At 62.2% G+C, this 14,340-nt stretch carries 10 protein-coding genes and 1 pseudogene; 8 read left to right on the top strand and 3 right to left on the bottom strand.

What is annotated here, in order from left to right; translation table 11 throughout:
- Positions 1 to 95: 95 nt before the first annotated feature.
- The 4 genes and pseudogenes from AKL28_RS05335 (at position 96) to AKL28_RS05320 (ending at position 3,717) form a co-directional block, all read left to right on the top strand.
- The gene (locus AKL28_RS05335) at positions 96 to 737 is read left to right on the top strand and encodes a paraquat-inducible protein A (protein ID WP_050467025.1); all 642 of its coding nucleotides are present in this window, start codon (positions 96 to 98) and stop codon (positions 735 to 737) included.
- Positions 738 to 760: 23 nt separating this feature from the next.
- Positions 761 to 1,466 (top strand): annotated as a pseudogene (locus AKL28_RS05330) (paraquat-inducible protein A).
- A complete protein-coding gene (locus tag AKL28_RS05325; protein ID WP_050467024.1) occupies positions 1,463 to 3,085 on the top strand; it encodes a PqiB family protein in 1,623 nt (540 codons plus the stop codon). The pseudogene AKL28_RS05330 and the gene AKL28_RS05325 overlap by 4 nt, the downstream one beginning before the upstream one ends.
- Positions 3,082 to 3,717 carry a PqiC family protein gene (locus tag AKL28_RS05320; protein ID WP_050467023.1) on the top strand — a complete coding sequence of 212 codons (636 nt, stop codon included), beginning with the start codon at positions 3,082 to 3,084 and terminating at the stop codon, positions 3,715 to 3,717. Before AKL28_RS05325 ends, AKL28_RS05320 begins: the two co-directional genes overlap by 4 nt.
- A 98-nt stretch (positions 3,718 to 3,815) precedes the next feature.
- Here AKL28_RS05320 and AKL28_RS05315 read toward each other — a convergent pair whose 3' ends face one another.
- Together AKL28_RS05315 and fabI are read right to left on the bottom strand one after the other, a co-directional pair.
- Positions 3,816 to 5,324, bottom strand: a complete 1,509-nt coding sequence (locus tag AKL28_RS05315) for a DEAD/DEAH box helicase (protein WP_050467022.1) — start codon at positions 5,322 to 5,324, stop codon at positions 3,816 to 3,818.
- Positions 5,325 to 5,708: 384 nt separating this feature from the next.
- On the bottom strand, positions 5,709 to 6,491 hold the full coding sequence (fabI, locus tag AKL28_RS05310; RefSeq protein WP_050467021.1) for an enoyl-ACP reductase FabI: 783 nt from the start codon (positions 6,489 to 6,491) through the stop codon (positions 5,709 to 5,711).
- 372 nt (positions 6,492 to 6,863) lie between these two features.
- Between fabI and AKL28_RS05300 the strand changes: the two genes are divergently transcribed.
- From AKL28_RS05300 to AKL28_RS05285, 4 genes are all read left to right on the top strand, one after another.
- Entirely contained in the window at positions 6,864 to 8,663 is a 1,800-nt protein-coding gene (locus AKL28_RS05300) for an extracellular solute-binding protein (RefSeq protein ID WP_050467019.1), read from the top strand.
- A 64-nt stretch (positions 8,664 to 8,727) separates the two neighbouring features.
- A complete protein-coding gene (locus AKL28_RS05295; RefSeq protein WP_050467018.1) occupies positions 8,728 to 9,783 on the top strand; it encodes a microcin C ABC transporter permease YejB in 1,056 nt (351 codons plus the stop codon).
- Complete coding sequence (locus AKL28_RS05290; protein ID WP_050467017.1) at positions 9,780 to 10,835, top strand: ABC transporter permease; 1,056 nt, start codon at positions 9,780 to 9,782, stop codon at positions 10,833 to 10,835. The genes AKL28_RS05295 and AKL28_RS05290 overlap by 4 nt, the downstream gene beginning before the upstream one ends.
- The gene (locus AKL28_RS05285) at positions 10,832 to 12,427 is read left to right on the top strand and encodes an ABC transporter ATP-binding protein (RefSeq protein ID WP_231602345.1); all 1,596 of its coding nucleotides are present in this window, start codon (positions 10,832 to 10,834) and stop codon (positions 12,425 to 12,427) included. The genes AKL28_RS05290 and AKL28_RS05285 overlap by 4 nt, the downstream gene beginning before the upstream one ends.
- A gap of 164 nt (positions 12,428 to 12,591) precedes the next feature.
- Here AKL28_RS05285 and AKL28_RS05280 read toward each other — a convergent pair whose 3' ends face one another.
- Positions 12,592 to 14,124, bottom strand: coding sequence for a transglycosylase SLT domain-containing protein (locus AKL28_RS05280; protein WP_050467016.1), 1,533 nt, complete (start codon positions 14,122 to 14,124; stop codon positions 12,592 to 12,594).
- Positions 14,125 to 14,340: the final 216 nt, after the last annotated feature.

Raw genomic sequence — 14,340 nt, 5'->3', positions numbered from 1 at the left:
GTTTGAGGCACTGCAACATGGCTGCCGGCGCCACGCGCCGTTGGCCGGCTGGAACAAAACAAAAGCACAAAAGCGGGAAAACAGAACATTCATCCATGCAGAAACGTCCGGATTTGATCGTTTGCGAAGAATGCGATGCCGTCTATCACCGGCCCGTCCTGGGCCACGGTGAAGTGGCGCATTGCCTGCGCTGCGATGCCGAGCTTGACCGCGATACCGGCAGCCGCCTGGAACGGCTGCTGCCGCTGACCGTGGGCGCCTTGATCCTGTTCGTAGTCGCCAATTCTTTTCCCATCGTTACCATCGAGTTGCAAGGCCTCTCCAGCGATACCACGCTGATCGGCGCGGTGGCGGCGCTGACGCGCGACGGCATGGGGGAGGTCGCGTTGCTGGTGATGGCCACTACCTTGCTGTTTCCGCTGATCCAGATGCTGGTGCTGTTCTACCTGCTGCTGCCGTCTTCGCGGCTGGAGCGTCCGCCCGGATTCGTCTTCCTGCTGCGCATGATGCAGGCTGCGCGCCCCTGGGGCATGATCGAAGTTTTCATGCTGGGCGTGCTGGTAGCGCTGATCAAACTGTCCAATATGGCCGAGGTGATCCCGGGTCCGGCGCTATGGTCGTTCGGCGCGCTGACCGTGCTGCTGACGGTGGTGGTGTCATTCAATCCGCGCTACATCTGGCATATCTGCGAGCAGAAGCAGGCGCTGCGCGAAACCGCGGAAGGGCATTCTTCGTGAGCCGCCACGCACATCCCGATGCCTTGCTGTTGCATGCCGACCTCCCGGCGCAGCAAGCGGCCAGTGTGCCGGATGCCGCTTCGCTGGGCGTGATCGGCTGCCATCACTGCGGCACCGTGTGGGAGGGCGCACACCCGGAGCAGCGCTGCGGCGTCTGTGACGCACCGCTGCATGTACGCAAGCGCGACAGCCTGAACCGCACGTGGGCGCTCCTCATCGCCGCTTGCATTATGTACATTCCGGCCAACCTGATGCCGGTGATGGTGACCCGCACACTGTTCGACGAGCAGCGCGACACCATCATGAGCGGCGTCATCTATTTCTGGACGTCGGGTGAATGGGGGCTGGCGGTCGGTGTTCGTGGCCAGCTTTCTGGTGCCGTTGTTTAAACTCACGGCATTGATCATCCTGGTGATCTCCGCGCGCCGTCGCAGCAGTTGGCAGCGGCTGCAGCGCGCCAAGCTGTATCGCGTGATCGAGAGCATCGGGCGCTGGTCCATGCTGGATGTGTTTGTGGTCTCGGTGCTGACCGGCCTGGTGAAGATCCACGGCTTCGCCGATGTCCATGCCGGCATCGGCATCGCGGCCTTCGGGGCGGTGGTGGTGCTGACCATGCTGGCGTCACTGACCTTCGATCCGCGCCTGATCTGGGATGAAAACGAGCATCCGGTGATACTGGCGCAAGCGGGCGCCGATGATGAATTGAACAAGAAACAGGAAACGGAATGACTGATTCGCACGAAGACAAACCTGTCCTGCAGCAGCCCAGGCGCGTGCGCCAGCGCAACTGGCTTCCTTCGCTGGTATGGCTGATTCCCATCATCGCCGCGATCGTCGGCTTGACGCTGGTGGCCAAGATCCTGATTGATCGCGGGCCGGTGGTCACCGTCAGTTTCCGTTCCGCCGAAGGGCTGGAAGCCGGCAAGACCAAGGTCAAGTACAAGGATGTGGACATCGGCCAGGTGCAGTCGATCAAGCTAGCCGAGGACCGCTCGCATGTGCTGGTTTCCATCCAGCTGACCAAGGAGACCTCGGGCTTCGATGCCGAGGATACCCGCTATTGGGTGGTGCGGCCGCGCATCGCCGCTTCCGGCATTTCAGGCCTGGGCACCTTGCTGTCGGGCGCCTATATCGGCGCCGATGCTGGTGCTTCCGGCGAGACCCGGAGGGAGTTCGTCGGCCTGGAGCAGCCGCCTATCGTCACGCGCGATGCTTCCGGACGCCAGTTCGTGCTGCATACCGATGACCTTGGATCGCTCGATATCGGCACCCCGGTGTTCTACCGCCGCATCAAGGTCGGGCAGGTCATGGCATACGACCTCGATGCCGATGGACGCGGCGTGACGCTGCGTATTTTCATCGACTCGCCCTACGACAAGTTCATCACGCCCAATTCGCGTTTCTGGCATGCCAGCGGTTTCGACATGGAACTCAATGCCAGCGGCTTCAAGCTGCACACGCAGGCGCTGTCGACCGTGGTGCTGGGCGGCATCGCTTTCCGCGACCGCAATGAAGAGGAGAAGAGCGCGCCGGCCAAGGAAGGTGCGCAATTCCAGTTGGCCGACGACGAAGCCACCGCGATGAAGGAGCCCGACGGTGCACCGCAGACCGTGCTGCTGTATTTCGACCAGTCGTTGCGTGGCTTGCAGCCGGGCGCTACCGTGGACTTCCGCGGCGTGGTGCTGGGCGAAGTCAAGAGCGTGGGCATCGAGTATGACCGTGCCAAGGGCGAATTCCGCATGCCGGTCATGGTGCAGATCTATCCGGACCGCCTTGGCCGCAGGTTCAACCAGGGAATCTCGGATACGCAGTACTCCCACATCGAACGCCTGAAGTTCATGGTCAAGCGCGGCCTGCGCGCGCAGCTGCGCAACGGTAACCTGCTGACCGGCCAACTGTATGTCGCGATCGATTTCTTCCCCAAGGCCAAGCCGGTGCAGATCGATACCAGCAAGGTGCCGGTCGAGCTGCCTACTATCCCGGGCAGCCTGGATGAAATTCAAAGCCAGATCGCCGATATCGCCAGCAAGTTGTCCAAGGTGCCGTTCGATGAAATCGGCCGCGATTTGCAGACCACCATCAAGACGCTCAACAAGACGCTCTCGACGGCCGAGCAGACCGCTGCCCATATCAACAACGATATTGCGCCGGAGATGACGGCTGCCATGAAGGATGCGCGCAAGACCCTGAACGCGGCCGAACGCACATTGTCCGACGATGCCCCGCTGCAGCAGGATATCCGCCAGACCATGCAGGAGCTTTCACGCGCAGCGGCCTCGATCCGCGTCCTGACCGATTACCTGCAACAGCACCCGGAATCGCTGATCCGCGGCAAACAGGAGCCATGATGTCCCCTAACAAAAACAATTCCTTCAAACACCTGGCCGCAGCCTCGATGGCGGCAATGCTGCTGGGCGCCTGCGGCACCACGCCGCCGGCGCAGTTTTACACGCTGGCGGCAACGCCCGCATCGGCTGCCGGCGTCCGGCCGACGCAGGGCGCCCAAACTTTCATCGAAGTGATGCCGGTGGCGGTGCCGGAGCGCCTGGCGCGCCCGCAAGTGGTGGTGCGCAGCGATGCCACCAAGCTCGACGTGCTGGAGCAGGATCGCTGGTCCTCGCCGTTCAATAATGAGTTGCGCGATGCGCTGGCTGCCGGTATCGCCAGCCGCCTTGGCGCTATCGACATTTCGCGCAGCGGCCGCCAGCCAGACCAGGTCAGCTACCGTATCGCGATCGAACTGCGCGACCTCGATGCGGTGCGCAACGGCCAGGTCCAGGCCAGCTTCGGCTGGAGCGTCACGCGCTCCGACGATCGCAAGACGGCGGTGTGCCGCCTGACCGTTGTTGAGCCCGTGGTCGGCGGCGCGGTCAGTGATGTGGTGGTGGCGACCCAGAAGGTAGTGGCCAATGCCGCCGAGGCGATAGCCGGCAATGTACGCGCCTTGCAAGCGGGCCAGACGGCCAAGTGCGTGGGCTGACGATCTGACTGGAATCAGGTTCGGCAAGACGAAAAAAAACCGCTTCAATTGAAGCGGTTTTTTGTTTGCTGCAGGCTTGTGTGCCCTAAAGCGGCCAATTAACGGTCGCCATAGGAACGGCGCGGGCCATTGCTGTCGGAACGGAAACCGCCGCCGCCGTTGCTGCCCTTGTAGCCACCGCCACCACCGCCTTCACGACGCGGGCCGTTGCTGCTGCCTTGCGGCTTGGCGCCGCCGAAGCTGCGGCCTTCACGGTTACCGAAACCGCCTTCACGCTGGGGCGCACCGCCTTCGCGGTTGCCGTTGCCGAAGCGATTGCCGCCGCCGGTGTTGCTGCGGCCGCCATCGCCCGGACGCCAGCCGCCCGGCTTGCGCGGGCTGCTGCGCGGTGCTGCCGATTTCTTCGGCTCGTAGCCTTCGATGATGTCAACCGGAATGCTTTGCTTGGTGAAGCGTTCGATACGCTTCACATGCATGCCTTCGGCGTGGTTCACCAGCGAGATCGCCACACCCTTGCGGCCGGCACGGCCGGTACGGCCGATACGGTGCACATAGTCTTCGGCGAACTTGGGCAGGTCGTAGTTGAACACGTGGGTGATGCCCGGCACGTCGATGCCGCGTGCGGCGACGTCGGTTGCCACCAGCACGCGCACCTGGCCGCGGCGCATGCCGTTCAGGGTGCGGTTACGCGCGCCCTGATGCATGTCGCCGTGCAGCGCAGCGGCTGCGAAGCCGGCGATGTTCAGGCGGTCGGCGATGGTGTCGGCGTCACGCTTGGTAGCGGTGAAGACCACGGCCTGGTCCATCGTCACGTCGCGCAGCAGGTGGTCCAGCAGGCGGTTCTTGTGCGACAGGTCGTCGACGAAGTGCACGCGCTGCATGATGTTTTCATGGCGGGTGGCCGAACCGGCGATCTGGATCGTCAGCGGGTTGTTGGTGATGCGCTTGGCCATGTTGCCGACCACGCCGTCCAGTGTGGCGGAGAACAGCATGGTCTGGCGGGTGTCAGGCGTAGCGGCGACGATCTTCTCGATGTCGTCGATGAAACCCATGTCCAGCATGCGGTCGGCTTCGTCCAGCACCAGGATTTGCAGTTGCGAGAAGTCGATCTTGCCCGACTCCATGTGGTCGATCAGGCGGCCCGGTGTGGCCACCAGGATTTCCGGGTTCTTCGACAGCAATTGCATCTGCTTCGGGTAAGGCATGCCGCCCAGGATCGACACCACGCGCACACGGCGCATGTAGGAGCCGTACTTGTCGGTAGCGGTGGTCACTTGCAGGGCCAGTTCGCGGGTCGGGGTCAGCACCAGCATCTTGGGTTGTGCCGGCGTGAAGCGCGGACGCTCGCCACGGGCACGGTTGGCTTGACGTTCCTGATTGGGGGTACGAGCGGCGGGGGCTGCTTGCGGCAGGTCTGCCAGCTTATGCAGCGACGGCAGCATGAAGGCTGCGGTCTTGCCCGAACCGGTCTGCGAGGACACCAGCAGATCCTGGCCTTCGATAGCGGCGGGGATGGCTTTTTCCTGGACCGGGGTAGGGACGGTATAGCCTGCTTCGGTCAGTGCTTTGATGATCGAAGGGTTCAGGCCAAGTGTTTCAAAAGTCATAATCTCTTTCGTGAATGTGAACGTCAGACACAATTCGGCAGGCGAGCACAAGCGCGCCGGGCATCAATGGCCTGAACGAAAAAAAGCAACGCCAACCGACGAAATGACTATGAAAAAATACAAAGAAATTTCGGCACAAAAGCTTTGCGCCGGGACGGCATCATTGAGCGATGCCAGAGGCGGGAGGGCTTTTACTGAAAACTTGTCTTACTGACAGGTAAGGCTTGCGAAGCTAACTTAAGCGGTCGGTTTGAGTACGCTGAACTGAATAGGTTCTCACCATCTGACTCGCTTGCGCACCGCATATTGCGATGCACAAGCAGAATCATACAGTAAAACATCGAATTTGGCATCAGGTTCTTGACCCAAATCGATATCCAGTGGTTATTCGGCGATACCGCCCACCACGCGCGAGAAGCCGCCATCGACGTAGGTGATTTCGCCGGTGATGCCGGACGCCAGGTCCGACAGCAGGAACGCCGAGGCATTGCCCACGTCTTCAATGGTCACATTGCGGCGCAGCGGGGCGGTCGCGGCAACGGCGCCCAGGATCTTGCCAAAGCCCTTGATGCCGCTGGCGGCCAGGGTCTTGATCGGGCCGGCCGACACGCCGTTCACGCGCACGCCCTTGGGGCCCAGCGCTTCGGCCAGGTAGCGCACCGACGCTTCCAGAGAGGCCTTGGCCAGGCCCATGGTGTTGTAGTTGGGCACTACGCGCTCCGAACCCAGGTAGGTCAGGGTCAGCAGGGCGGCATTCGGGGACAGCAGCGGCATGGCGGCCTTGGCCATCGCCGGGAAGCTGTAGGCCGAGATGTCGTGGGCGATCTTGAAGCCTTCGCGCGAGAAACCTTCCAGGAAATCGCCGGCGATCGCCTCGCTGGGGGCGAAGCCGATGGCATGCACCAGGCCGTCCAGCTGGCTCCAGGACTTGCCGAGGTCGGCAAACAGGGCATTGATCTGCTCATCGCTGGAGACGTCGCAATCGAAGATCAGCTTGCTGTCGAATTCTTCGGCGAACTTGGTAATACGGTCCTTGAAGCGTTCGCCGACATAGGTGAACGCCAGTTCAGCGCCTTCGCGCTTGCATGCTTCGGCGATGCCGTAAGCGATGGAACGGTTGGACAGCAAGCCGGTGATCAGAATTTTTTTGCCTTGCAGAAATGCCATGATGACTCCGTATGGTCCGCCGCAAGCGCTTGCCATCTTGTCGGGGCAGGCGCCGGTTACGGCCGGTGGTGGTAGCGGCGCGTGCGTTGGCACGGGCGCCGGGCTGGGACAGGCCAAGATTGTAGGGGCTTGCGGCAGCCGGGGCAACCTTTGCGGCATCGAGGCGGGCTTCCGGCCATCGGGCCGTCTCCCTCTGTCCGGAGGCGCGATTGCTTAATTGTTTTAATTGCTTCCCTGTAATCGCCCATCTATTTACAATTCCCTGAACGTAATCGTTTCCAGCGGGGTGGGCATGGGACTTGCCTGTTATTGACGGCTTGCCGCCGGCTTGCGAAACGAATCAATGCCACCGAGAGCGCAGACAAACACCGCATGGTCAAAACCCTTTTCTCCTGCCTGCTGGCCGCTGTCCTGATCCAGAGCAATCCCGCCGCCGCCGCACATGCCTTCTCGCTGTACGACACACCCAAGTATCCCGCCGGTTTCACCCACTTCGACTACGTCAACCCGGATGCGCCCAAGCGCGGCACGCTCTATCTTGCCAACCCGGACCGCCGCACCAGTTTCGACAAGTTCAACCCGTTTTCGCTCAAGGGCGTGGCGGCGGCGGGCGTGAGCGAACTGATGGTCGAGACGCTGGCAATCGGTTCGGCCGATGAAGTGGCGACCATGTACGGCCTGCTGGCCGACGACATGGCCCTGGCGCCCGACCGCATGTCGATGACATTCCATGTCAATGCCAAGGCGCGTTTCAACAATGGCGACGCGGTCACGGCGGCCGACGTCAAGTACTCCTTCGATACCTTGATTGCCAAGGGCGCGCCGCAATACAAGTCGTACTTCGCCGATGTGAAGCAGTGCGTGGTCATCGATGGCCAGACCGTGCGCTTTGACTTCAAGAGCAACAGCCATGAATTGCCCCTGATCGTGGGCAGCCTGCCGGTGTTTTCGCGCAAATGGGCGGCCGGTACGCCGTTCGACCAGATCCAGCTGGTGCCGCCCATCAGCAGCGGGCCTTACTCCATCGAAACCTACGATCTCGGCCGCAGCATCACCTTCAAGCGCCGCGCCGACTATTGGGGCGATGACTTGCCGGCCCGCAAGGGGACGTTCAATTTCAACCGTATCGTCTATCGTTTCTACAAGGATGACCTCGCGCGCCTGGAGGCCTTCAAGGCCGGCGAGTTCGATGTCGTGGTGGAGTACAGCGCCAAGAACTGGGTGCGCGGTTATAACGGCCCCAAGTTCGCCAGCGGCGAAATCATCAAGCACAGTTTCCCGCACCAGAACGGAGCCAACATGCAGGGCTTCGTGATGAACCTGCGCCGCCCGCAATTCCAGGATGTGCGCGTGCGCCAGGCGCTGGGATTGGCGCTGGATTACGAATGGCTGAACCGGCAACTGTTCTACAACCAGTACACGCGCATCAATTCCTTCTTCGCCAATTCGGAGCTGGCCGCCACCGGCGTGCCGTCGGCGGCTGAACTCGCCTTGCTCGAGCCATTGCGCGGCAAGCTCCAGCCGGATGTTTTCGGGCCGGTGCCGGCGCCGCCCAATACCAATCCGCCAGGTTCGCTGCGGGCCAACCTGCTCAAGGCGCGGGAGCTGTTGAAGGAAGCCGGCTGGGAATACCGCGATGGCGCCTTGCGCAATGCCAAGGGCGAGGTTTTTACCTTCGAGATATTGGATGACCAGCCCTCCATGTCGCGCGTCATCGGCGTGTACGTGCGCAACCTGGAAAAGCTCGGTATCCGCGTGAACCAGCGCGTGGCCGACTTTGCGCTGGCGCAAAAGCTGGTGGAAAACTTCGATTTCGACATGACCAGCCTGGCCTTGCCAGCGACCAATAGCCCAGGTAGCGAGATGTTCGACATGTTCGGCTCCAAGGCCGCCGATGAAACCGGCTCCAACAATGTATGGGGACTCAAGAATGCCGCGGTGGACCAACTGGTCGGCAAAGTGGTGGCGGCCAAGTCGCGCGCCGAGCTGGTGACGGCGACCCATGCGCTGGATCGCGTATTGCTGAGTTTGTACATCACGGTGCCGCATTGGTATTCGGGAACGCACCGGATGGCTTATCGCAACCGGTTCGGCATTCCCGCCACCTTGCCCAAGTACTACGAAGCCAATCCCTTCGTGATCGGCATGTGGTGGGAAAACAAGCCGAGATGAGCAAGCCAAGATGAGCAAACCGCGCTGAGCCAGCCGGACTGAACCCCTCAAGGAAATTTTTGCCATGAATATCTGGGCGTACATACTGAAACGTATCGTGCTGATGGTGCCTACCCTGCTGGGCGTGATTGCCATTACCTTCGCGGTGATCCAGTTCGTACCGGGCGGGCCGGTCGAGCAGATGATGCAGGAATTGAAAGGGCGCGCCGGCGTGCACGAGTCGGCCGGCGGCGCGTCGCAATATCGCGCCCGGCAGGGGCTCGACGCCGAGCGTGTCAAGGAAATCCAGGCGCTGTACGGTTTCGACAAGCCGCCGATGGAGCGCTTCGTCCTCATGCTCAAAGGTTTCGCGACCTTCGACCTGGGGCGCAGCTTTTATCATCATGCCGATGTGTGGGAACTGGTCAAATCCAAGATGCCGGTGTCACTCACCATCGGCCTATGGACCTTCTTCCTGACGTATCTGATTTCCGTGCCGCTGGGCATTGCCAAGGCAGTGCGCGAAGGCAGCCGTTTTGATGTCTTGAGCAGCATGGCGGTACTGGTCGGTTATTCCATCCCCGGTTTCGTGCTGGGCGTTTTCCTGCTGGTGCTGTTTGGCGGCGGCAGCTTCCTGCAATGGTTCCCCTTGCGGGGGCTGACTTCGGATAATTGGGAGATGCTCTCGCCCGCCGGCAAGGTGCTCGACTATCTCTGGCACATCACCCTGCCCATCACCGCTTCGGTGGCCGGGTCGTTCGCCACCATGACGATCCTGACCAAGAACACCTTTCTCGAAGAGATCCGCAAGCAATACGTGCTGACCGCGCGCGCCAAGGGCCTCTCGGAAAACAAGGTGCTCTACAAGCACGTGTTCCGCAATGCGCTGATTCCGCTGGTGACCGGCTTCCCGGCCGCCTTCATCGGCGCCTTCTTCGCCGGCAGCCTGCTGATCGAGACGCTGTTCTCGCTCGATGGCCTGGGGCTGCTGTCCTATGAATCGGTGATCCGCCGCGACTACCCGGTGGTGATGGGCACGCTCTATCTGTTCACGCTGATCGGCCTGGTGGTCAAGCTGCTGGGCGACCTCTGCTACGTCTGGGCCGATCCGCGCCTGCAATTCGAAAGCCTGGCCAAATGAGCGCAATGCAGATCCCCACCACTTCCGTTCCCTCGCTTTCTCCCAGCCGCCGCATCTGGCTGCGCTTTCGCGCCAGCCGCCGCGGCTATTGGAGCCTGGTGATCTTCACCGCGCTGTTCGTCATCAGTCTCGGCGCCGAATTGTTCTCCAACGACAAGCCGCTGGTGGCGCGCTACAACGGGGAACTGATGTTTCCCATGCTGCGTGACTATTCCGACAAAAGCTTCGGCGGCGACTTCGATTCCCCGGCCGACTACCTCGATCCGTTCATCCAGGAACAGTTCAGGAAAGACGGCAACTGGGCCGTCTACCCGCTCAATCGCTACAGCTACGACACGCTGAACTACTTCTCCAAAGATCCCAACCCGGCGGCGCCTTCTGCCGACAATTGGCTGGGCACCGATGACCGCGGGCGCGACGTGTTCGCGCGGCTGCTCTACGGTTTCCGCATCTCTATCCTGTTCGGCATCGCACTGACCGTCATCGGCGTGGTGCTGGGCATCGCCGCCGGCGCCTTGCAGGGCTACTTTGCCGGGCGCACCGATTTGTTCATGCAACGCGTCCTGGAGATCTGGGGTTCGATGCCCGAGCTTTACCTGCTGATCATCTTTTCCTCGATCTTCCAGCCCAGCCTGGGCCTGTTGCTGATCCTGCTGTCGCTGTTCGGCTGGATGGCGCTGTCCGACTACGTGCGCGCCGATTTCCTGCGCAACCGCAACCTGGAATATGTGCAGGCCGCACGCGCCCTGGGGTTGTCGAACCGCCAGATCATCTGGCGCCATATCTTGCCCAACAGCCTGACCACGGTGGTGACCTTCCTGCCGTTCCGCATGAGTGCGGCCATCCTGGCGCTGACCAGCCTGGACTTCCTCGGGCTCGGGGTGCCGCCATCCACGCCCAGCCTGGGCGAGCTGCTGGCGCAGGGCAAGAACAATCTGGACGCATGGTGGATCGCGTTGTCGACCTTCATCGTGCTGACCGTGATGCTGCTCTTGTTGACCAATATCGGCGATGCCTTGCGTAACGCCCTCGATGTACGGAGGAAAGCATGAGCATGAGCGTGAACGTGAGCGGCCCTTTGCTGGAAGTCCGGAACCTGGTGATCCGCTTCGGCGCTTCCACCGTGGTGGACGATGTCAGCTTTTCGATCGCGCCGGGCCAGAAGTTTGCGCTGGTGGGCGAGTCCGGTTCCGGCAAGTCGGTCAGTTCGCTGGCCGTGCTCAGGCTCAACCAGGATGCGCAATACGGCGGCGAGATCCTCTTCGATGGCGAGGACATCCTGCAAAAAAGCGAACGCCAGATGCAGCAGGTGCGCGGCAAGGATGTGGCGATGATTTTCCAGGAGCCGATGACTGCGCTCAATCCGCTGTTCACCATCGGCAACCAGATTGCCGAGGTGCTGATGCGGCACGAAGGCATCAACGCCAAACAGGCCGCGCAGCGCACAGTGGAATTGCTGGAGAAAACCGGCATCCCGGAACCTGCGCGGCGCGCGCTGGCCTATCCGCATGAACTCTCCGGCGGCCAGCGCCAGCGTGCGATGATCGCCATGGCGCTGGCCTGCAAGCCGAAGCTGCTGATCGCCGACGAGCCGACCACGGCGCTGGACGTGACCATCCAGGTGCAAATCCTGGAGCTGCTGAACCAGTTGCAGCGCGATGAAAACATGGCGGTGCTGATCATCTCCCACGACCTCAACCTGGTGCGCCATTTCGCCGACCATGTGGGCGTGATGGAAAAGGGCAAGCTGGTCGAGGCCGCGCCTACCGAGGAACTCTTCGCCAACCCGCAGCAGCCCTATACCAGGAAGCTGCTGCAAAGCCGCCCGCAGCGCAGCGTCGCCGATGTCGCGCCGGATGCAGGCGTGGTGCTGCAGGCCGAGCAATTGCGCTGCACCTACAAGATCAAGCAGGGCTGGTTCAGGAAGCGCCTGTTCCAGGCAGTCGATGGGGTGGACCTGCAACTGCGCCGGGGCGAAACGCTGGGCATCGTCGGTGAATCCGGTTCCGGCAAGTCGACCTTGGGCATGGCGCTGCTGCGCTTGTCCGGCGCCCAGGTAGCGGGGACGATCCGCTTCGATGGGCAGTCCATCGACAACACGCCCAGCCGCGAGCTGCGCCCCATGCGCTCGCGCATGCAGGTGGTGTTCCAGGACCCGTATGCCTCGCTATCGCCGCGCCGCACGGTGGAGCAGATCGTCGGCGAAGGCCTGGCGCTGCATCATCCCGACCTGGGCGCGGAACAGCAGCGCCGCAAGATCGCCGATGCCTTGGCGGAAGTCGGTTTGCCGGATTCGGTGCTGGAGCGTTATCCGCATGAATTCTCCGGCGGCCAGCGACAGCGCATCGCCATCGCCCGCGCGCTGGTGCTGCAGCCGGAATTGCTGCTGCTGGACGAGCCGACCTCGGCGCTGGATGTCACCGTGCAGCAGCAGGTGCTGCAGCTGCTGTCGGAACTGCAGCGACGCCACGGCCTGGCTTATCTGTTCATCACGCACGACCTGGCGGTGGTGCGCGCCATGGCGCATCAGGTATTGGTGATGAAGGACGGCAAGGTAGTGGAGAGGGGCGACACGCAGGACATCATGCAGCGCCCGCAGCATGCCTATACGCAGCGCTTGCTGGCGGCGTCTTACGCAGTGTGATGCGGAGGTAGCCGCTCCGGTGCAGCTGTCCGGCGGACGGCGCAAACAAAAAGCCCCGCTTGCGCGGGGCTTTCTGGTTTCTTGTTGTGATGGCAGTCGAACTGCTGTCGTCTCCTCCGGCATCCTCCGGATTTCTGCATCGGACCTTGTGCGTCCGAAGGGCGTTATTGCTTGCGTGCGCTGTTGCCCGAGGCCAGCGTGATCGGCTTGCCCGCGGCCACCTTGCGTGCCGGTGCGGGGGCTGCCTTGCGCACCGGCGCCTTGGCGGCGGCGACTTGCCTGCGTACCGGCGCCGGGCGGTGCACGGCTGCCACGCGGGTCGGTGCGGCATGCGCAGTATTGGGCACGTTCAATTGCAGGCTCTGGCCGGCGGCCAGCGTGTCGCGCTTCAAGCCATTCCATTCCTTGATCTGCGCCACGCTCACGCGGTAGCGGCCGGCGATGCCGGCCAGGGTGTCGCGCTTGCCGGCCTTGACATAGATGCGGCGGCTTTCCGGTACGTCCGGTGCGATGGCCAGGCGGGCGTTGTCGGCGATTTCAGGGGTCAGCTCGGTATCGAGCGAGGTGGTTTCCTCGGACTTGGGCACCAAGATGGTGGAGCCTGCCTTGAGCACCATGCGCGGCGGAATCTGGTTGACGCTGCGGATCACCTCAGGCGTCGTGCCGAACTTGCTGGCGATGGTTTCGATGCGTTCGCGGGCGCTGGAGACGGTATGCGCAGTCCAGCTGGTGAAGGCCTGGGTCCACTTGGACATGTTGGCCTTGAACTTCTCGGCATTGTTTTCCGGCAGCAGGATCTTGGTGTCTTCGCCGCCGATGATCACCGGTCGGTTGAACTGCGGGTTGAGCGCCTTGAATTCGTCCAGCGACAGTTCTGCCAGTTGCGCGGCGACCTTCACGTCGATGTTGCGGGTCTTGCCGATGGTGACGAAGTAGGGCTGGTTGTCGACCTTGGGCAGGGCGATATCGAAAGCGCCAGGATTGGCGATGATGTTCTTCACCGCCTGCAGCTTGGGCACGTAGTTGCGCGTCTCATTGGGCATCTGCGCCGACAGCGTGTTGAAGTCGATCGGCAGGCCGGCCGCCAGGTTGCGGTTGACTGCGCGCTGCACCGAACCTTCGCCCCAGTTGTAGGCTGCCAGCGCCAGCTGCCAGTCGCCGAACATGCCGTACAGCTTTTGCAGGTAGGTCAGCGCGGCATCGGTCGAGGCCAGCACGTCGCGGCGCTCGTCGGTGAACATGTTCTGCTTGAGGTTGTAGTCACGCCCGGTGGACGGGATGAACTGCCACATGCCGGCCGCCTTGGCGGTCGACAGCGCTTCCGGGTTGAATGCCGATTCGATGAAGGGCAGCAGCGCCAGCTCGGTCGGCATGCCGCGTTTTTCCAGTTCCTGCACCACGTGGAACAGGTAGCGCGAGGCGCGCACGGTGGTGCGCTGGATGTAGTCGGGGCGCGAGCTGTACCACTGCGTCTGGCTCTCGACCAGGCTGTTGTCCAGGTCGGGGATGCCGAAGCCCTTGCGGATGCGGGTCCAGATATCGATGTCGTTCATCCCCGGCAGCGCATTGGCGCCGAGCTCGGGATTGATCGCATTGAAGGGAGCGGGGTAGATCGAGATGTCGTTGGCGTGGGAGAGCAGCGGGGTGCTTGCGCAAAACAGAGCGGCTAAAGCGAGTTTCTTCAGTGTTCGCTGCATGAGGGCGTTATCCTGTGCCAGAGGGCTAAAGTTTGCATTCGGCGCTTCCGTTGCAGAGCTGTACATAAGCTCATAGCCTTCTGCCGGAAAACGATTTCATCGGATTCCATCGCTGGGCAGTCATGGCGGCAATGCAAGATCGGAAACTGCGGATTTCCCCCAAGCACGACTCGCACCTGGCGCCGCCAAAGGTTCTTGGTAAAAATGCGTAAAAAC

It is taken from the genome of Herbaspirillum chlorophenolicum (assembly GCF_001189955.1).
GTDB classification, from domain to species: Bacteria; Pseudomonadota; Gammaproteobacteria; order Burkholderiales; family Burkholderiaceae_D; genus Herbaspirillum; species Herbaspirillum chlorophenolicum.
Note: the sequence above shows the minus strand (reverse complement) of the source record. Positions and strands in the feature narration are given on the sequence as shown.